The organism is Novacetimonas hansenii, from assembly GCF_014843995.1.
GTDB lineage: Bacteria > Pseudomonadota > Alphaproteobacteria > Acetobacterales > Acetobacteraceae > Novacetimonas > Novacetimonas hansenii.
In genome coordinates, this window is sequence record NZ_CP062147.1 from 834810 (window position 1) to 854939 (window position 20130).

At 64.9% G+C, this 20130-nt stretch carries 15 protein-coding genes; 11 read left to right on the forward strand and 4 right to left on the reverse strand.

Translation table 11 applies throughout. From position 1 onward, the window contains the following. Window positions 1-67: 67 nt before the first annotated feature. From rnd to IFJ82_RS03600, 3 genes are all read left to right on the forward strand, one after another. On the forward strand, window positions 68-1270 hold the full coding sequence (gene rnd, locus IFJ82_RS03590; RefSeq protein ID WP_192265631.1) for a ribonuclease D: 1203 nt from the start codon (window positions 68-70) through the stop codon (window positions 1268-1270). A 130-nt stretch (window positions 1271-1400) separates the two neighbouring features. After that, on the forward strand, window positions 1401-2159 hold the full coding sequence (locus IFJ82_RS03595; RefSeq protein ID WP_192265633.1) for a GcrA family cell cycle regulator: 759 nt from the start codon (window positions 1401-1403) through the stop codon (window positions 2157-2159). 73 nt (window positions 2160-2232) lie between these two features. Continuing rightward, window positions 2233-2565, forward strand: a complete 333-nt coding sequence (locus IFJ82_RS03600; RefSeq protein ID WP_192265635.1) for a hypothetical protein — start codon at window positions 2233-2235, stop codon at window positions 2563-2565. A gap of 226 nt (window positions 2566-2791) precedes the next feature. On the opposite strand, the gene IFJ82_RS03605 is transcribed toward IFJ82_RS03600, so the two are convergent. Next, window positions 2792-3268 carry a bactofilin family protein gene (locus IFJ82_RS03605; RefSeq protein WP_003621992.1) on the reverse strand — a complete coding sequence of 159 codons (477 nt, stop codon included), beginning with the start codon at window positions 3266-3268 and terminating at the stop codon, window positions 2792-2794. 389 nt (window positions 3269-3657) lie between these two features. Between IFJ82_RS03605 and IFJ82_RS03610 the strand changes: the two genes are divergently transcribed. The 3 genes from IFJ82_RS03610 (at window position 3658) to IFJ82_RS03620 (ending at window position 7183) form a co-directional block, all read left to right on the forward strand. Next, a complete protein-coding gene (locus IFJ82_RS03610; RefSeq protein ID WP_003621993.1) occupies window positions 3658-4680 on the forward strand; it encodes an adenosine kinase in 1023 nt (340 codons plus the stop codon). 189 nt (window positions 4681-4869) lie between these two features. Further along, complete coding sequence (typA, locus tag IFJ82_RS03615) at window positions 4870-6693, forward strand: translational GTPase TypA (RefSeq protein ID WP_003621994.1); 1824 nt, start codon at window positions 4870-4872, stop codon at window positions 6691-6693. 229 nt (window positions 6694-6922) lie between these two features. Then, complete coding sequence (locus IFJ82_RS03620) at window positions 6923-7183, forward strand: hypothetical protein (RefSeq protein WP_003621995.1); 261 nt, start codon at window positions 6923-6925, stop codon at window positions 7181-7183. A gap of 500 nt (window positions 7184-7683) precedes the next feature. On the opposite strand, the gene IFJ82_RS03625 is transcribed toward IFJ82_RS03620, so the two are convergent. Further along, window positions 7684-8940 (reverse strand): D-amino acid dehydrogenase, encoded by a 1257-nt coding sequence (locus tag IFJ82_RS03625; protein WP_062809439.1) that lies wholly within the window; start codon window positions 8938-8940, stop codon window positions 7684-7686. 143 nt (window positions 8941-9083) lie between these two features. Then, window positions 9084-10106, reverse strand: coding sequence for an NAD(P)/FAD-dependent oxidoreductase (locus IFJ82_RS03630; protein WP_075632741.1), 1023 nt, complete (start codon window positions 10104-10106; stop codon window positions 9084-9086). A gap of 339 nt (window positions 10107-10445) precedes the next feature. Between IFJ82_RS03630 and tsaE the strand changes: the two genes are divergently transcribed. From tsaE to trxA, 5 genes are all read left to right on the forward strand, one after another. Beyond that, the gene (gene tsaE, locus IFJ82_RS03635; RefSeq protein WP_192265637.1) at window positions 10446-11021 is read left to right on the forward strand and encodes a tRNA (adenosine(37)-N6)-threonylcarbamoyltransferase complex ATPase subunit type 1 TsaE; all 576 of its coding nucleotides are present in this window, start codon (window positions 10446-10448) and stop codon (window positions 11019-11021) included. Next, window positions 11018-11788, forward strand: a complete 771-nt coding sequence (locus IFJ82_RS03640; RefSeq protein WP_003622000.1) for a nucleotidyltransferase family protein — start codon at window positions 11018-11020, stop codon at window positions 11786-11788. The genes tsaE and IFJ82_RS03640 overlap by 4 nt, the downstream gene beginning before the upstream one ends. Window positions 11789-11823: 35 nt before the next feature. Continuing rightward, entirely contained in the window at window positions 11824-14925 is a 3102-nt protein-coding gene (addB, locus tag IFJ82_RS03645; protein ID WP_192265639.1) for a double-strand break repair protein AddB, read from the forward strand. Between the two features lie 38 nt (window positions 14926-14963). Continuing rightward, window positions 14964-18533, forward strand: a complete 3570-nt coding sequence (gene addA / locus IFJ82_RS03650) for a double-strand break repair helicase AddA (protein ID WP_075625108.1) — start codon at window positions 14964-14966, stop codon at window positions 18531-18533. A gap of 84 nt (window positions 18534-18617) precedes the next feature. Then, window positions 18618-18947 carry a thioredoxin TrxA gene (gene trxA / locus IFJ82_RS03655; RefSeq protein ID WP_003622004.1) on the forward strand — a complete coding sequence of 110 codons (330 nt, stop codon included), beginning with the start codon at window positions 18618-18620 and terminating at the stop codon, window positions 18945-18947. Window positions 18948-19262: 315 nt separating this feature from the next. On the opposite strand, the gene hpnK is transcribed toward trxA, so the two are convergent. After that, the gene (gene hpnK / locus IFJ82_RS03660; RefSeq protein ID WP_003622005.1) at window positions 19263-20117 is read right to left on the reverse strand and encodes a hopanoid biosynthesis-associated protein HpnK; all 855 of its coding nucleotides are present in this window, start codon (window positions 20115-20117) and stop codon (window positions 19263-19265) included. Between the last annotated feature and the right edge of the window lie 13 nt (window positions 20118-20130).

Sequence of the window (20130 nt, forward strand, 5' to 3'; positions counted from 1 at the left end):
GTCAATGGATGGCCATGCGATTTTGCCTGCTGTTGCAACCTGTGCGCGTCATGATAACACAGCAGTCATGGCACCTGCATCCCGAACCGAATTCCCTGATCCGGTCCTTGTGACCACAACGGCAGAGCTGGGCGCGGTCAGCGCGCGGCTGCGTCGCGAACCCTTCATTACCATCGACACGGAATTCGTGCGCGAACGCACCTATTGGCCGGAATTGTGCCTGGTGCAGCTTGCCAGCGCGGACGAGGTCGTGGTGGTCGATGCACTGGCCCCCGGCATGGATCTCGCCCCGCTTGGTGAACTCCTTGCGGATGAAGCGGTTATCAAGGTGTTCCATGCGGCCCGTCAGGATCTGGAAATTTTCCTGCATCTGTTCGATCGCCTGCCACAGCCGCTGTTTGATACACAGGTTGCGGCGATGGTGGCCGGATATGGCGATCAGGTCGGGTATGACAGTCTGGTTGCGTCCGTTGTGGGGGCGCAGATTGACAAATCACACCGTTTTTCCGACTGGGCCGCGCGTCCTTTGTCGGCGGCGCAGATTGAGTATGCCGCCGCTGACGTCACCTACCTGCGCGAAGTTTATCAGCGGCTGGTGGCACAACTGGACAGGGAAGGGCGCAAGGACTGGATGACGGCGGAAATGGATGTCCTGAACTCCCCCGCGACCTTCCGGCCTGATCCGCAGACATTGTGGGAGCGTATGCGCCCGCGTACGAATAATCGCCGCATGTTGGGTATGCTGCGGGCGATCACGGCCTGGCGCGAGCACGAGGCGCAGCGCGTCAATGTCCCGCGCCAGCGCTTGATGAAGGATGAAAGCCTGATGGAAATCGCCGCCACCAGCCCCGGTGACGTCGATGCGCTGGCGCGTGTGCGCGGCATTTCACGCGGCTTTGCCGAGGGGCGCAGCGGGCAGGCCCTGCTGGAGGTCATCGCAAAAGCACGGCACGAACCTGACGCCAGCCTGCCGCGCCCGCCAAAGGGACGTGGCAAGGATGCGGCACGTCCGTCGGCCGCCCTTGTGGCGATGCTCAAGGTATTGCTTGCGGCGTGCTGCGAACGCCATCGTGTCGCGCCAAAGCTTGTGGCCTCGGCAGAGGATATCGACCGCCTTGCGCTGGAGGACGCGCCCGAAATCCCGGCCCTGCAAGGCTGGCGGCGGGAGGTTTTTGGCGCGCAGGCAATGGCGCTGAAGGCGGGTGAACTGACGCTTGGGGTGGCCGATGGGGCGGTCCAACTGATCCGCGCCAAGGGGCAGGGCGCATAGTCCGCAGGTTTTACCATGGTTGCGAACAGGTTATCTCCACCCTTGTCCACAAGATTTTGTGGCATGCAGGTTGAGTCACCTACAATATAAGCCTATTTTGCCCCCAATTCCGCGTAATGGAGTGTGAGCGATGGCGATGGAATGGACCGAGGAGACGATCGCGCGTCTTCGCGACCTGTGGCAGCAGGGATTGTCAACGGCGGAAATTGGCCGCCAGTTGTCAGTGACCAAGAACGCGGTCGTTGGAAAGGCGCATCGGCTGGGCCTCAAGCCGCGCCCGTCACCCATCCGCAGGGGGACGAAGGCGGACAAGCCCGCGGATAAGGCGCCTGATGCCGCCGTGGCGACCGCCGTGCCCCCAACCCCGGCCCCAGCCCCTGCTGTGGCCGTACCTTCGGCAGACCCCGCCACCATCACGGCAAAGGCAGTTCCCGTCGCACCGCCTGCCCCTGCGGTGAAGGTGGAGGAGGCCCCCGCCGTGGCGAGTGCCGTCATCCCCGCAGCCCCGGTCGCCCCCCCCCAGCCGCAGTCGCCCCCCCCGGCGGCCAGTGTTGATGTTGCCGCGCCCAAACCCGTCGAACAGGCCCCCAAGCCTGCCCCTGCCCCTGCCGCAGCCCCGGCTGTCGCGGCAGAGGAACCCGTGACGCCCGCGGCCAAGGCCCCGCGCAAGGCCACACCCACGCGTGCCGAACGTGCCGCCGCCGCCCGCGCCGCCGTGGCCCCGCCGCGCCGCCGCAGCAGCCAGTCCTGCTGCTGGCCGCTGGGTGATCCGGGCACGCCGGGCTTCCATTTCTGTGGCGCGCCGCCGCTGCCGGGTAAGCCCTATTGCGCCGAACATGCGCAGCTTGCGTATGTGAAGCTGCGTGATCGTCGTGACAACGTGGCCTGATGTGACCCAGGCCCCTGTGGGGCACTGTTTGAAACGGCGGGCGCAGTAATCCACTGCAATTATAAATATTTTGGTGAAACGTCGTGCAAGAACGCTGTCTTTGAAAAAAGACAGCGCCCGAGCGTTTTCATCATTGATAAAAAACAGGAAAAGTTTTTGGGTGCCGCCTTTTGATCGAAAAAGGCGGTGTCTTCTGAAGCTTTTGGAAAAAGCTTCACCAAAAAACCTTTATAATTTCAGGATGTTATCAAGCCTGACTTTTCAAGCAGTCTCTTGGCGCATTAAAGCGTGCCGCCTGAAGCAACACATGTTTTTGGGAAGGCTTTTTTCAAAAGCTTTGCCCGGACATGCTGTTCACAAGAAGATTCTGGTCGCGGGCTTCACCATAAATCCTGCCACCCGATAGGATCGGGTCTGTCGTTCCAGACCGTTCCCATGTGGCCACATCCTGTGGAAGCGGGACACGGCATGAAAAAGCCGCCGGAACATCATGTTCCCGGCGGCTTTTTTCATGGGACATTTCTGTACCATGCCCCTGCATGGGGCATCGCCCCACCCGGCCGTGATACCCGTGATGTGCGGCGCACGGGCCAGCGGGCATCATGGTCGGGGGAGTTGCCCTGTCTTGTCGATCAGGGGGTCGGCGGCTTTTCCACCGGGGCGGCGGGGGCCGGTGCGGGGGCGGCAGGGGCCGCGGGCGCGGTGATCATTTCCAACTGTCCCGAAACCTGGCCACCATCTTCGACCTTCAGGCGGCGGCATTTCGCCGTGCCCAGCAGGCGTCCGGTGGACCGGATCGTCAGCCCGCCACGTACCGTCAGCGTACCGTCGATGGTCCCTGCAAGTTCCGCGTCCTCAACCTCGACCTCGCCCTTGAACACGCCGCCATCCGCGATCTGCAGTTCGGTGGCGTTGATCATGGAAGACTCGACCATGCCTTCCACGACCAGGCGTTCGGCGTCCTTGATGGTGCCCTGGACGCTGATGCCACGGCCAACGACCAGCGTGCGGCGGTCATTGTCCTTTTTCGCACCGGTCGCGGGCATGCCCGGACGTGTGGCGCTGGCGGGCGTGGCATTGGGGGTCTGGTTGAAGGGCGGACGGGCCATCGGCGCGTTTTCCTTGTTGGCTGGTGTGGAAGAAGGCGCTGGGCGCGCGGCTTGCGGAGTGGCTGCCTGAGGCTGCGCGGGCGGCTTGGCCTCTTCTGGCTTACGACGTCTGAACAATATTACCCCGCTTCATCTGGCTGTATCCGGTGCTGGGAATAGTCTGGATCACTCTTCGCTCGGGCAGGTTCCTGCTCTTGTTTTGGTTATACGCGTGCATGTCCCTGCGACAAGGGCATACGTCGCGCGGCAATGGTGAAAAGCATGCCGCCATTGCGGTTTTCCTGCCCCGGTGATAGCGAATGCGCAACTTAGTCATACGCAATATTGGTCATTTCATGGCGATGTGCGCACGATGACGCCATGCAATGCGCTAAAGAGGGGACGGACAGGTGGAAAAGAACACGGAAAATTCGGGGCAGGCCTCTGAATGCAGGTTTGACATCCTTGGGATCGGCAATGCGATTGTTGATATCCTCGCCCCCGTGGAGCCTTCCTTCCTGGCCGCCAATGACATGACGCCCGGCGGCATGATGCTGGTTGATGCCGTGCGTGCGCAGGAACTTGGCCGCGCGATCCGCCGTGAAAAGGAAATGGGCGGCGGGTCGGCCGCCAATACCTGCGTCGTGGCGTCGAACATGGGCGCGCGCGTCGCCTATCTGGGCAAGGTCGCGGACGATGCGACGGGCCGGGCCTTTGCCGCCGACATGCAGGCGGCGGGCGTGTATTTCCCGTCTTCCCCGCTCAAGGGGCATGAGGCGGAGCAGCAGCCAACCGCAAGCTGCCTGATCCTTGTCACCCCTGACGGACAGCGCACGATGAACACCTATCTTGGCGCCTGCGTGTCGTTCGGCCCCGACGACGTGCTGCCCGATGTGGTGGCCTCCTCCAAGGTGACTTATATGGAAGGCTACCTGTTTGATCGGCCGGAGGCACAGGCCGCATTCCGCCGTGCGGCCGAAATCGCCCACGCGGCGGGCCGCCGGGTTGCGCTGTCGCTGTCGGATGCGTTCTGTGTGGACCGCCACCGCGACGCGTTCCTTGACCTCGTGCGTGGGCATGTCGATATCCTGTTCGCCAATGAGGTGGAGATCCTCTCGCTTTATCAGGTCACGGAATTCGATGATGCCCTGCGCCATGTCGCGGCTGATACGCATTTCGCCGTCCTGACCCGCAGCGAGAAAGGCAGCGTGATCGTGCAGGACAAGCAGCAGATCACCATCGACAGCGTGCGCACGCAGGTCGTGGATACTACCGGGGCGGGCGATGCCTATGCCGCGGGCTTTCTGGCGGGATGGACGTCGGGGCGGCAACTGTCCGAATGCGGTCGCCTTGGCAGTGTCGCGGCGTCCGAAGTGATCTCCCACTATGGCGCGCGTCCGCTGATCAATATGCGCCAGGATATGGGGTTCTGATCGCGCGCAGGACAGAATTCATCACCGACATGCGCGGATGACGTGAAGTTTCACGTGCAATCCGCGCCAGTCCCCTCTATCTACGCCACAGCACCAAACAATGCCGCCATGTCGCTCGGGCCTGAACTGCCCGCACGGGCGGCGCGCCCTCTTTGGCGCCCCCGCAAGGAAAGTCAGGTTACAACCGTTATGGATATCCGTAATATCGCCATCATCGCGCACGTCGATCATGGCAAGACCACGCTGGTTGACCAGCTTCTGAAACAGTCCGGCTCGTTCCGTGACAACCAGCACGTCGCCGAACGCGCGATGGACAGCAATGACCTGGAGCGTGAGCGCGGCATCACCATCCTGGCGAAATGCACGTCCGTCGTGTGGAAGGACACACGCATCAACATCATCGACACCCCGGGCCATGCGGATTTCGGTGGTGAGGTGGAACGCATCCTGAGCATGGTGGACGGCGCGGTCGTGCTGGTCGATTCCGCCGAAGGCGCACTGCCGCAGACGAAGTTCGTCGTGGGCAAGGCGCTGGCCCGTGGCCTGCGCCCGATCGTGGTGGTCAACAAGATCGACCGCGGCGATGCCCGTCCCGACGAAGTGCATAACGAGATTTTCGACCTGTTCGCCGCCCTTGGCGCGAATGACGAGCAGCTTGATTTCCCGATGCTCTATGCCTCTGGCCGTCAGGGCTGGGCCGATCTGGAAATCGACGGCCCGCGCAAGGACCTTTCCCCGCTGTTCGACCTGATCCTGCGCCATGTCCCGGCGCCGAAGGTGAACAAGGACGCGCCGTTCGCGATGGTCGCCACCATCCTGGAAAACGACAACTTCCTTGGCCGCGTGCTGACAGGCCGGGTGGAGCAGGGCTCTGCAAAGATGAACATGCCGGTGCATGTCCTGCGCCCCGATGGTTCGGTCGTGGAAACCGGTCGCCTGACAAAGCTGCTGTCGTTCCGTGGGCTGGACCGCGTGCCGGTGGAGGAAGTCGAGGCTGGTGACATCGTGGCCGTGGCCGGCCTGTCGGAAGCGACGATTCCCGAAACCATCGCAGCCCTTGAGGTGAAGGAACCGCTGGCCTCCACCCCGGTTGACCCGCCGACGCTGTCGATGACCTTCCGCCTCAATGACGGCCCGCTTGGCGGTCGCGAAGGCAAGAAGGTCACATCACGCCAGATCCGTGACCGCCTGTTCAAGGAAACCGAAGGCAACATCGCCATCCGCGTATCCGAAAGCCCCGAGAGCGAGGCTTTCGAGGTTGCGGGCCGTGGCGAACTGCAGCTTGGCGTCCTGATCGAGCAGATGCGCCGCGAAGGCTTCGAACTGACGATCGGCCGTCCCCGCGTGCTGTTCCGCACGAACGAGGAAACCGGCGAGCGTGAAGAGCCGTTCGAAGAAGTCCTGATCGACGTGGACGAGCCGTATTCCGGCGTCGTGGTCGAAAAGATGGCGCTGCGCAAGGGGCTGATGCAGGACATGCAGCCGTCGGGCGGCGGCAAGGTGCGCCTGACGTTCCAGATACCGTCACGCGGGCTGATCGGCTATCACGGTGAGTTCCTGACCGATACGCGTGGTTCGGGTATCATGAACCGCCTGTTCTCCGGCTATCAGCCCTATGTCGGGCCGATTGCGGGGCGGCGTAACGGTTCGCTGATCTCGTCCGAGGACGGGGCCACGACACAGTATTCGCTGTTCTCGCTCCAGGATCGCGGCACGCTGTTCGTTGACGCGGGTGAAAAGGTCTATGTCGGCATGATCATCGGGGAGCATTCGCGTGAGAATGACCTTGAGGTGAACCCGATCCGTGAAAAGAAGCTGACCAACATCCGTGCCGCAGGCAAGGACGAGGCCCTGCTGCTGATTCCGCCGCGCAAGATGAACCTGGAACAGGCCATCGCGTATATCGAGGATGACGAACTGGTGGAGGTTACGCCGTCGGCCGTGCGTATCCGCAAGCGTTACCTCGACCCGCATGAGCGCAAGAAGCGTGAGCGTTCAGGCACGGTGGACTGATACCACCCCTGTCCACCAGGTCCCCCGCAATCATTCGTAATGTTTTAACGGTTGTGATTGCGGTGGGAATGCGGCAGTTATGAGGCTTGGTCGGAAAATTTAATTTTTTTAATCCGAGACTTGAACTGCTGACGCGTGTTACACCGTTAGTGTGTCGAATCGGGCTGGTGTCGTTGCCGGTCCGGCGGAGGCATTGGGATTTTATCCCGAGTGTTGGAGATAAGAGTTCATGATCGTTTCGACCCGTCGTTTCCTGGCCGCCCTGTCCGCAGTTGCCGTGATGGGGGTTGCTTCCCCCCTGATGGCGCAGACCACGCCCGCCGAACCCACCGCCCCGGCCGTTTCCGCACCGGAACATGCGCCTGACGCCGCGGGTGACGCAGCCGCCACTGGCGAAAAGAAGGCCACGCATCATGGCCATCACCATGGTGGCAAGCATCACGGCAAGAAGAAGGCCGCCGAGGCCGAAGCTCCTGCCGCTGCGCAGTAATGTCGCGGGTGCGTCGGCCTGACGGTCGGCGTGCCATGCGTGCATGACGCACGAAAACGGGGTCCGGGTCATCCGGGCCCCGTTTTTTATTGCCCGCAACGCAATGCACGCGCCAATGGCGAATTAGTGGTGAATAGTGTGGCCTGCGTCCTTCATGGCCGTAACAGGTCGCGGCCATGAGGGCAGTTTGGAAAGACGGAACCGCCAAACAGCCTGAGAGAGTGTTTGAAAACAACCCATTGATAAAAAAGAAAAGTTTTGGGGTGCTGCCTTGTTTCAAAAGGGCGGGGTCTTCTGAAGCTTTTTGGAAAAAGCTTCACCAAAAACTTTTATGATTTCAGGATGTTATCGGGCCTGACTTTTCAAGCAGCCTCTGAGACGATACAGGTTTTTGCAAAGCTGTTGTCAGGAAACCTTGAAAGACATTGCCTTTTTGAAACAAGGCAATGCCGGGAAACGTCCATCATTTCCGATCAATAAGTGTGTTTTGACACGGCCTTTCAGCGTGCGTACCGATCAAGCGACAGGTCAAGGCTGGGAATATCGGTTGGCTTGTGGCTTATCATGTCGGCCACCAGTTTTCCTGACCCGCACGCCATCGTCCATCCCAACGTTCCGTGGCCGGTATTGAACCACAGGTTGCCAAACCGCTTTGATCCGCCAATGACGGGCGTGCCATCGGGCGTATTGGGGCGCAGGCCCGTCCAGTACACCGCCTGTGACAGGTCGCCGCCGCCAAACAGTTCGGAAAAACATTCCTCCAGCCCCGCGCGGCGGTCCCGGCTCAACCGTGTATTATATCCCGTCAGTTCCGCCGTCCCGCCAATGCGGATGCGATCGCCAAGCCGCGTGATGGCAACCTTGTACCTGTCATCATTGACGGTGGAGGTCGGCGCGCGGGTTTCATCCGTTACCGGCAGCGTCAGGGAATATCCCTTAACCGGATAGATCGGCAGCCGCAGCCCCAGTGGGCGGACAAGGCGCGGCGCATAACTGCCGAGGGCGATGACATAGGCATCGCCCGTGATGCGCCCGGCAGATGTCCGCACGCCCAGGATTTCGTCGGCCGAGGCATCAAGCGCCCGCACCGTTGTTTCATATCGGAACGTCACGCCCAGCTCTGCTGCCTTTTGCGCCAGGCGCTGTGTGAACATGTGCGCATCGCCGGTTTCATCCCCCGGCAGGCGCAGCCCCGCGCGCAGCAGGTGGCGCGATCCCGACAGGCCGGGTTCGTATGCCGCGATCTGGTCCGGGTTGAGGAGTTCGTGTTCCACGCCATGCTGGCGCAGCACCTGCATGTCCTTATGCGCTTTTGCAACATCGCGGTCAGTACGGAACAACTGGATCAGCCCGCGCTGTGCATCGTCATAGGTGATGCCGGTTTCCGCACGCAGCGCATCAAGGCAGTCGCGGCTGTAGGTTGCGATACGCAGCATGCGTGACTTGTTGATGTCATAGGCATGGGCGTTGCAGTTGCGCAGGACCTCCATCATCCAGCCGAACATTGCGAAATCAATGCGTGGGCGGACGATCATGGGGCTGGCGCTGCTGCACATCCATTTCAGGACCTGCAACGGCAGGCCCGGCCCGGCCCATGGTGCGGAATATCCGGGGGAAACCTGCCCCGCATTGGCGAATGACGTTTCCATCGCGGCGGCGGGCTGGCGGTCGATCACCTCGACCTCGTGCCCCTGTCGGGCCAGGTACCATGCCGTGGTCACGCCCACCACGCCCGCGCCCAGAATAATAACCTTCACCCGCTGCCCCTTCGTGTCACATCATGGAATCCGGGCGCGATGCTATCGCCCGACCCGATGGGGTCAAGCGTGGCGCGCCCGATCCGGCACATGGTGTCATAACATTATGTGTCGGAATATGTATCGCCTGATGCGGGCGGAATTCAGGCAGAGGGTACGCCCTTGCTGGTGGAATATTCGAAATGCAGCGCCGTGTCGGGATGGACGATGGGATGGATGGCGTGCGCGGCCATGGCGCATTCGCTGAATCCCTGCAGGATCAGCTTCAGCTTCCCCGGATAGGATGCGACATCCCCCACGGCAAAGATGCCGGGCATGCTGCTTTCGCAGGTGGAAGGCGTGACCGGGATGGTGCCGCGGATGGTATCAAGCCCCCATTGTGCGATGGGGCCAAGGTCTGTCGCCAGGCCAAAGAATGGCAGGAGCGTCTGGCACGGGACATGCAGCATCTCCCCATCAAGGGTGATGAGGTCAACCCCCTCAAGCACGCCCTCAGCGCCGCGCAGGCCGTGAAGCTGATAACCGACAAGTTTCTCGATCTCGCCGCGTTCCACGGCTTCGTCCAGCTGGCGCAGGCTTTCGGGGGCGGCGCGGAAGCGGTTGCGGCGATGGACGATGGAAACGCGCGCCGCCACGTCACGCAGCGACAGCGCCCAGTCCACGGCCGAATCCCCACCCCCGGCGATCAGGACATGCTGGCCCGCGAAATCGGCGCGGCGACGGACATAATACCGCACCGCGCCGCTTTTTTCGAACCCCTCCAGCCCGTCGAGAGGCGGGCGGTTGGGGCCGAACGCCCCGGCGCCGGCGGCGATGATGACGGCGTGGGCGCGAATCGTGTCACCCGTGCTGGTGCGCAGGGTGAACGCCCCGCGCGTGCCCGACAGTTCCTCCACCCGGCGGCCAAGCAGGCGCGGGACATCGAACGGCGCGATCTGCCGGTCGAGTGCGGCAATCAGGTCGCCCCCCGCGATGGCCGGATGGGCGGGAATGTCATAAATCGGCTTTTCGGGATACAGCGCCGTGCATTGGCCGCCGATTTCATCCAGCGCATCAATCATGACGCAGCCCAGCTTGAGCATCGCGCATTCGAACGCGGCGAACAGGCCGGCAGGCCCCGCGCCGATAATGGCGACATCGGTGGAAAGGCTGGCGGTGTCGGTCATTGCTGTATGTCCTGCAATCCGTGTCTGTTCGGGCTCGTGCTGCGTTGTGCGTTGCATGGCGCAGCAGCGCAACCCACAAAATATGGCGCAAACCCTGCGTAAACACCCCATCGCGGGGATGTGTCGCGCGGGGATGGCCCCTGTATATGGCCCTCCTGTATGACCATTCGCGGATGGTTCCCGTGGATGGGCTCTGTGAATGATCCCTGTGGATGGCCTTTGGGGAAGATCCCCGTGGATAAGCCTTGTGGATGGTACGTGTGCGGAACAAGCGCGCGGGCATGCGGCTCCGTCTTGTCTGCGCACGCGTCATGGGCGCACAATACCCTGATGACGCAGATGGACACGACCCCTTCGCGCGCGCCGGACGTGGTGCGCATATGCCTGCCCGATGACGCCGCAACCATGGCGTTGGGCCGGGCGCTGGCCCCTGTCGTGCGGGTGGGGGATGCGGTGCTGCTGCGCGGTGACCTCGGCGCGGGAAAGACGACGCTGGCGCGCGCGCTGTTGCGGGCAATGTGCGATGACCCGGCGATGGAGGTGCCAAGCCCGTCCTATACCCTTGTGCAGACCTATGACGTGCCGGGCAAGGATGTGCCGGGCGAAGGCGGGCAGGTGGCAGGCGGGCAGGCGGAACGCGGCCAGGGGGTTGAGGTCTCGCATTTTGACCTGTGGCGGCTGGATGGTCCCGGCGCGCTGGTCGAACTTGGCTGGGATGATGCGTGCGAGGGGATCGTGCTGGTGGAATGGCCCGAACGTCTGGGCGCACTGACACCGCCGCACGCACGGCATATCGACCTGGTGGTGCGTGCCGATGGCGGGCGCGACGCCATCCTGCGCGGATGGGGTGCGGATGGCCGGGCGGTGGCGTGCATGCTGGGTGATGACACGAAACAGGCAGGAGAGCACGCATGAGTGTGGACATGCCCGAAACGGCGATGATTTTTGCCGCCGGGATGGGGCGGCGGATGCGCCCGTTAAGCGAAACCACCCCCAAGCCCCTGCTGAAGGTGGGGGGGCAGGCGATCCTGTGCCATGCGCTTGACCGGCTGGACCGTGCCGGGGTGGCGCGTGTGGTGGTCAATGCCCACTGGCATGCCGACATGGTGGCCGCTGCGCTGGAGGCCCGGCGTGGCGCAGGCGACGGGCCGCGCACCGTGTTGCGGCGCGAGGACGCATTGCTGGAGACAGGCGGCAGCGCGGCAGCCGCCCTGCGCGCGGGACAGGTCGGGCCGGGTCCGTTCTTCCTGCTCAATGGCGATGCGATGTGGCTTAACGGCCCGCAGGCGGCCCTGCGGCGGCTGGCGGCGGCATTCGATCCGGCGACGATGGATGCGATGCTGCTGCTTGGCGCGATGACGCGTGCGGTGGGGGAGGTGGGGCGTGGCGATTTCGCGGTTGATGCCCATGGCAGGCCGCGCAGGCCAAAGGACGGGGAAGTGACGCCCTATGTCTATACCGGGGTGCAGATCGTCTCGCCCGCCCTGTTTGACGCGGCGCCGACGGGGGCGTTCAGCCTGAACCTGCTGTGGGACCGGGCGATGGCGCGCGGGCGGTTGGGGATGATCGTCCACGATTCGCTGTGGTTCCACCTGTCGCGCCCGCAGGACATCGCCGCGGCGGAAACGACGCTGCGCACCATGCTTGATCCCGATCATGACGATGGCGGGGTGCATGGCTGATGGCGTCCGTCCCGGCTTGTGAGCCCCGGCCCTGCATGTTTCCGGCCGACGGTGCCCCGCCCGGCGCGCCCAATGCCCGGATTGTCACGGTCGCCCATCATGTGCCCTTCCTCGATCAGCTTGCGGCGCGCTGGATGGCGGAGGTGGGGGACGACCCGCAGCGCACTGGCGCGGGCCTGATCCTGTTGCCCAGCCGCCGCGCCGCGCGTGCCCTGACGGAGGCGTTCTTGCGCCGGGCCGATGGCCGTGCGCTGCTGTTGCCACGGATCGCGCCCATTGCGGCGCTGGACGAGGCCGCGCTTGCCCTGTCGGGGGAGGCGGCGTTGGATCTGCCCCCCGCGGTCGAACCGATGCGCCGCCTTGCGACGCTGACGCGGCTGGTGTTGCAGGCGGGCGAAGCATTTGGCGATGTGCGCACGGTCGATCAGGCATGGCCGCTGGCGCGCGCGCTTGCCGATCTGATGGACGAGGCGGAATGGGCGGAATGCGACCTGCGCGAACGCCTGCCGGATGCCGCCGATGGCGATTTTGCGCAGCACTGGCACCTGACGCTGAAATTCCTGTCGATCGTGACCGGCGTGTGGCCCGCATGGCTGGAGGAGCAGGGCGTGATGAACCCCGTCGCCCGCCAGGTCGCGCTGTTGCATGCGCAGGCGGCGCATTGGCGCGAAAGTCCGCCGCCCGCCGGGCATCGGTTATGGGCGGCAGGGTTTTCGGATGCCGTGCCCTCCACCGTGGCGGTATTGCGCACGGTGCTGGACCTGCCGGGCGGGCGGCTGGTGCTGACACCGGTGGACATGGATATGGACGCCCGCACATGGTCCGACCTGCCGCCCGGTCATCCACAGGCGGGCACCGCACGCATGTTGGCCGACCTTGGGGTGGGGCGCGACGGGCTGGAGGTCTGGGACGAACTGCCCGCCGTGAGTATGGCCGGGAGCATGGCCGGGGGCATGGTCGGGGCGCCACCGGGGCGCGCGGCGCTGCTGTCGCATGCATTGCTGCCCGCATCGGCGCTGGGGCAATGGCTGGACCCCGCGCCCGCGCCGCAGCTTGACGGGCTGTCGGTGCTGCATACGGCGGACCAGCAGGAGGAAGCCGCCGCCATCGCCCTGATCCTGCGCCAGGCGATTGAACAGCCCGGACGGCCTGCCGCCCTGGTTACGCCGGACCGCGCGCTGGCGGGACGGGTTGCAACCGAACTGGCGCGCTGGGGCGTGGTGGCCGATGACAGCGCGGGCGAGGGGCTGGCAACCACGCCGCAGGCCACGTTCCTGCGCCTGATCGTGCAGGCCGTCGATGGCGGGCTGTCGCCGGTCGCGTTGTTGTCCCTGCTCAAGCATCCGCTGGCGGCGTGCGGGCTTTCGCCGGGGAACTGCCGCGCGTCGGCCCGGCTTCTGGAACGTGCGATCCTGCGCGGCCCTGCCCCGCCACCGGGTATTGCGGGCCTGCGCGCCGCCCTGTCGCGCGCGACGCAGGACGAACATGGCGCCCTGGCCGATGCGCCGGACGCGCCGCAGGAACTGTCCGCCTTCCTCGACCGGCTGGAACGCGCGCTTGATCCGCTGCTGTCGCGCGCGTCCGGCATGGCGGAGGTGGTGGACCTGCTATCCGCACTGGTGGAGGTGGCGCAGGCACTGGCCACGACCGATGCCCACGCTGATACCGAGGGCGGCGGTGATGGCGCGTCGCGCCTGTGGTCGGGGGAGGAAGGCAACGCGCTGGGCGCGCATCTGGCGGAACTGCTGACATGGTGCGACGTGCTGCCCGCGCAGCGGGTTGGCGCGCTGGACGGGCTTTTGGCGTCATCGCTGGCGGGGGTGACGGTGCATGGCCACCGTGCGTTGCGTGGGCGCGAACAGGCGGCGGTGCATCCGCGTGTCTTTATCTGGGGCCTGCTGGAGGCACGGCTGCAGACGGCGGGAACCATCGTCCTGGGCGGGTTGGTCGAAACCGTCTGGCCCCCCGCGACCGATCCGGGACCGTGGATGAGCCGCCCTATGCGCACGCGCATCTGCCTGCCGTCGCCCGAATGCGCCATCGGGCAGGCGGCGCACGATTTCATCGCCTGCGCCTGCGCCGCGCCTGAAGTCGTGCTGTCGGTGCCGGGCCGCAGGCAGGGCGCGCCCGCCGTCGCCGCACGGTGGCTGGTGCGGCTTGACGCCTATCTTTCGGGGCGGGGGCAGGCACTTGCGACACATCCGGCGCTGTCATGGCTGGAACGTCTGGACCGTCCGTCCGGTGCGCCCGCCCCCGTGGCCCCCCCACGCCCATGCCCGCCTGTCGCCCTGCGTCCGCGCAGCCTGTCCGTGACGGAAATCGAGATATGGATGCGCGACCCGTATGCCATCTATGCACGGCGCATCCTTGGGCTGAAGCCCCTTGCGGGGCTGGAGGAAATGGCCGACGCCGCCGATTACGGGGAAATCGTGCATGAGGCGCTGGACCGGTGGTTCACGCGCTATCCCGACCATTGGCCCCGCGATGGGGAGGAGGAGATGGCGCGGGTGTTCGAACAGGTGTTGCATGATGCGCGCCTGCGCCCGGCGCTGGCGGCATGGTGGGCGCCACGCCTTGGCCGTATCGCGCGCTGGTGCGCCATGACGGAGGAAGCCCGTCGCGCCGGTGGTGCGTCATGTTCGGTCATGACCGAACTGTCGGGGAAGATGGAGCTGTCGGGCTTTTCCTTTGGCACGTTCGTGCTGCGTGGCCGTGCCGACCGGATCGACCGTGACGGCGAAGGGGGGCTGAGCCTGTTTGATTACAAGACCGGCACCCTGCCCACACGTGCAAGTGTGCTTGCAGGATGGCAGTCGCAGCTTGTGCTGGAGGCGGCGATGATCGAGGCGGGCGGCTTTGCCCCCACGGTGGCGGGACGGGTGACGGAACTGGTGTACTGGCGGCTGACGGGCGGGCATGTGCCGGCGCGGGTGCTCGATATCGCACGGGGGGAGGAACTGTCCGACCTGATCGCGAAATGTCGTGCCGGGCTGTATAAACGGGTGGCGGATTACGATAATCCGCACATGCCCTATCTGTCGCATCCCCATCCGGGGGAGGAGCCGCGCTTTGCCGATTACGCCCATCTTGCGCGTGTTGCGGAATGGAGTGCCGCGCGTGAGGAGGACATGGCATGACGATACCCCCATCCGCCACGCCGACGCCTGATGTCACAATGCCTGATGTCACGATGCCCGGGGCCACGATGCCCGACGCCATCGCGCTGGCGAATGAAAGTCAGGCGCAGGCATCCGACCCGCAGGCTTCGGTCTTTGTCTCCGCCTCCGCCGGGAGTGGCAAGACAAAGCTGCTGATCGACCGGCTGCTGCGCCTGATGCTGCCGCGCCCGACCCATGACGCGCACGGACAGGCCGTGCTGGTGCCGGGGTCTGACCCGTCGCGCATCCTGTGCCTGACCTTTACCAAGGCGGCCGCAGCGGAAATGGCCATCCGCCTGCAGAACCGGCTTGGCCGGTGGGTGACGCTGCCTGATGCGGCACTCGACACGGAACTGCGTGACCTGTTCGTCCCGCCAGAACCCCGGACCCGGCAGGTGGCGCGCGAACTGTTTGCCCGTGTGCTGGACCTGCCCGGCGGCATGCGGATCGGCACCATCCACGCCTTCTGTCAGTCGTTGCTGCGGCGTTTCCCGGTGGAGGCGGCGATCAGCCCGCATTTCACCCTGGTGGAGGAAACCGACGCGCGCCTTGCGCTGCGTGGCGCGGTGGAGGACGTGGTCGGACGCGGTGGTCCCGCCATCGCCGCCCTGGCGGGGCAGGTCGGGATCGGTGATTTCACCACGCTGGTCACGCGGTTGCAGGGACAGTTGCGTGCGTTCCGCGCCGTCGCCCAACGCTGGCGCACCGACCCGGCGGGGGTGGACGCGGCGTTGCGCCGGGTGCTGGGCGTGCAGGGGGATGATGCGGCCGCCATCATGCGTGACGCCTGCACCGACATTCCTGCCGAGGACGCCCTGCGTGATGGCCTGCGCAGGGTTGCACAGGATGGGTCGCCCAAGGTGCGCGTGACAGCGGCGGGCATGCTGGCGTGGCTGGGGCAGGATACGAACGGGCGCGTGGCGTGCTGGGACGACTGGCGCCAGGCGTTGGTGAAGCAGGACGGCGAACCGCGCAAGCGTGGCGGGGTCAACGCGACGCTGGATAAGAAATATCCCGAAATCGGCGATGCCCTGATGGCGGAGGCGCAGCGCGTCCTCGACGTGGAGGCGCAGTTGCGTGCGATCATGGTCCGTGACCTCAGCCGCGCGTTGCTGTCGGTCGCGGTTCCGGTGCTGGAGGGATATGCCACGCGCAAGACGGGGCAGGGCCTGGTCGATTATGATGACCTGATCGAGCGTACGCTCGAACTGCTGCGTGATCCGGGGGCGGCGTGGGTTCTGTACAAGCTCGATGGCGGGATCGACCATCTGCTGCTGGACGAGGTGCAGGACACCTCCCCCGAACAGTGGGCCATCGCCGGTGGCCTGACGGCGGAGTTCTTTGCCGGGGAGGGCACGCGCGAACATGATGGCCTGCCGCGCACGGTCTTTGCCGTGGGGGATTACAAACAGTCGATCTATTCCTTTCAGGGCGCGGACCCGGAGGCCTTTCGCCGCTGGCGCGAACATTTCCGTCGCAAGGCGCGCAATGCACAGGCGCGTTGGCGTGAACCGGCGCTGACGGTGTCGTTTCGGTCCACTACGCCGGTGCTGGCGCTGGTGGACCGGGTGTTTTCCATTCCCGCCGCCGCGCGTGGCGTGGCCGAACCCGACAGCGGCATCCCCGCCCATGTCACCGCGCGTCCCGGTGGCGGGGGGCGTGTCGAATTGTGGCCCATTACGCCTGGGGGCGATGACGCGACGCAGGCCGACCCGTGGGATGCGCCCACCCGCAACGCGGGACAATCCACGGCGCAGCAGCAGCTTGCCGATACGCTTGCGGCCTGGATCGCAGGGGAACTGCGTCGTGCGCCCGCGCCGGGGCAGGCGCCGCTTGCGCCCGGTGACGTACTGATCCTCGTGCCGCGCCGGTCGGCCTTTGCCCGCGCGTTGATCCGCGCGTTGAAGACACAGGATGTGCCGGTGGCGACGCTGGTGCGCACGGTGCTGACGGACCAGCTTGCGGTGCGTGACCTCATGGCGCTGTGTGCCGCGCTGCTGTTGCCGCAGGATGACCTGACGCTGGCCTGTGTCCTGACATCGCCGTTGGGCGGGTTGGATGATGACAGCCTGATGCACCTGTCCACCGCGCGGCAGGGGCGGCCGTTATGGGCGGTGCTGCGCGCGCGGCATGGGGAACGTCCCGAATGGGCGGCGGCGTGGCGGATGCTCGATACCCTGTTTGGCAAGGTGGACTATGCCTCCCCCTATGCCCTGCTGTCGGAGGCGCTCGGCCCGCTGGGTGGTCGCGCGCGGCTGCTGGCGCGGCTGGGGCCGGAGGCGGTGGAACCGGTGGATGAACTGCTCTCCGCCGCCCTGCGTTTCGAGGAGGCGCATGCCGTTTCGTTGCAGGGGTTCCTGCACTGGCTTCACGCGTCGGAGGAGACGGTCAAACACGAGCCCGATGCCGCCGCCGACATGGTGCGCGTCATGACCGCGCATGGGGCCAAGGGGTTGCAGGCGCGTCTTGTCATCCTGCCCGACACGGTGGGCACGCCGCGTTTCGACAGCGGTCTTTTATGGGTGCATGACGCTCAAAGCGGCCTTGACCTGCCGCTGTGGGTGCCACGGCGCGAACTGGGCACCGGTGTGACGCAGGCGCTTCAGGACCGGCTGAAGCTTGCCGCGGCGGAGGAATATAACCGCCTGCTGTATGTCGCCCTGACCCGGGCGAGCGAGCGTCTGGTGGTCTGCGGGTGGGAGCCACGCCGTGGAGTGCCCGAAAATAGCTGGTACGATTTGTGCCGCCAGGCGTTCGTGGCCCAGGACGCCCGGGCGGAGCCGTTCGCGCTGGGCTGGCCCGGTGATGTGCTGGTGATCGAGGAGGCATATGCCCCGCGTTCCGCCGCACCGCCGTCACCGCCCGTGTCGCGTCCCGATGCTCCCCCGCCCCACTGGATGGGGACTGCCCCCGACTGGATTCCCGTCCCGCCTGTGGTGGAAGGACCGCTGGCGCGCCCGCTGGCGCCAAGTCGCCCCGATGACGTGGCCCTTGGGCCGCAGCCCGCCGTGCGTTCCCCGTTGGAGATCGCGCGCGCTGGTATGGGGGGGCAGAGTGCGGGGACGCGCCGGATGAATGCATTGCGACGCGGGCAGATGGTGCATGCGCTGTTGCAGTACCTGCCCGACTGTGTGCCTGCCGAACGTGCGCAGGTGGCGCGGCGCTGGCTGTCACGCCGGGGCAGTGGCCTGTCCACGGCCGATTGCGCACGGATCGCCGATCAGGTGATGGCGGTGATGGAAACCCCCGCGATGGTGCCCCTGTTCGCATCCAACAGCCGTGCGGAGCAGCCATTGGCCGGTGTGGTGGGTGATACGGTGGTGGTGGGGCAGGTCGATCGCATGGCCGTGACCGATGATGAAGTGCTGCTGTGTGATTTCAAGACCAACCGCCAGCCCCCCGCCCGTGTTGAGGATACGCCGGTGCTGTATCTGCGGCAGATGGCGTCGTACCGTGCGTTGTTATGCATGTTGTATCCGGGGCGGCGCGTGACATGCATCCTTGTCTGGACCGAGGGTGTGCGTGTCAGTGTCCTGCCCGATGCGCTGGTTGCGGCCAATGCGCCAGCACGGATTGCAGCGCAGTGATGTCTTGACCCCGCGCCCAAGGGTCGCCATGTCGGTGATACCGATCATGTCGTGGCCCATGCCGCGACGAAAAGGAGTGAGATAATGAGCGAGAACACCGTCGCCGTAAAAGACGCCGAATTCCAGAAACAGGTGCTGGAATCCAGCGAACCCGTGCTGGTTGATTTCTGGGCCGAATGGTGCGGACCGTGCAAGATGGTCGCACCGGCGCTGGAGGAAATCGGCGCGGAGTTCAAGGGGCAGCTCAAGGTGGTCAAGGTCAATATCGACGAAAACCCTGATACCCCCAACACCTATGGCGTGCGCGGAATTCCGACCATGCTGATCTTCAAGGATGGCAAGGTCGTCGCGGACAAGGTCGGTGCGGCCCCCAAGACGCAGCTTAAGGAATGGGTGAAGGCCAGCCTCGCCTGAAGGCCAGCGGCCTGACATGGGGAATGGGGCGGCGCCATCCCTGCGCGGCCCCGGAGATTACCTATCCCCGGCAGGGGGCCTGCTCCCTGCCCCTTGATCTGTGTTTGAAAACAAGCAGTTGATAAAAAACAAGAAAAGTTTTTGGGTGCTGCCTTTTTTCAAAAAGGCAGCGTCTTTCGAAGCTTTTTGAAAAAAGCTTCACCAAAAACCTTTATAATTTCAGTATGTTATCCAGACTGACTTTTTCAAACAGTCTCTTACTAAAATAATGGTTTCCAAAGGGCCGCGCCCTTTGGTGGGGCCGCTCTGAAGACCCTATCGCGCGCGTGCGATATCGGTCCATGTGGTCGGGGTTGCCCCCGCATGGCGCAGCCCCGCACGCAGGCCGGGACTGCACAGCGTTTCGAATTCCGCCACATGTTCATAGGTCGGCATCAGGCGTTCAAGCAGCCTGTTTTTTGCCGTGGCGGGATGGAAATAGATTTCCGACAGCCCGTCAGGCAGGTGCGCAGCCAGCGCGGAGACACGTTCGGTCGTCATGTGGCCGCTCCATGCCAGGCCAAAGCACCAGTCATTTGTCACCAGCCCCGCCTTGTGGGCCTGATGCCGCAACAGGCGCGTCCAGCGCCGCAACGCCGCATCGCCAAGTGTATCGGCATAGGTACCCGCCGCGAACAGCGGCTGTGGCGGCTCCAGCGGCACGCGCACCGCCCGCAGGCCATGGCGCAGGCCGCTTTCGATCAGGTAACGCCCGACCGTGGGATGCAGGTGCATGTGCTTGTGCGCGTTGGCATGGTCCAGCGCCAGCCCCGTAAGGGCAAAGGCGCGGAACTGGGCCTCGATCTCGGCGGCGAGTTCGCGGCGCACGGCGGGACGGAAAAAATATTCCACACCCAGCTTCAACTGATCGGACGGGAACTGACCATCCTGTGGCACCAGCAGCGGAATATCCGCAGGCGGCAGGGTGGCCGGTCCCTCGATCGCGACAAGGTGCAACCCCACGCGCAGGTCCGGCAGGCGTCTGGCGCGCCGGATCGCATCTTCTGCCGCGGGACCGGCGACCATCAGGCTTGCGGTGGATAGCAGGCCATCGCGATGCGCGATCTCGATGGCTTCATTCACCTCTTCCGACAGGCCGAAATCATCGGCGGATATGATGACGCGTTTCATGACAGCAGGGAAC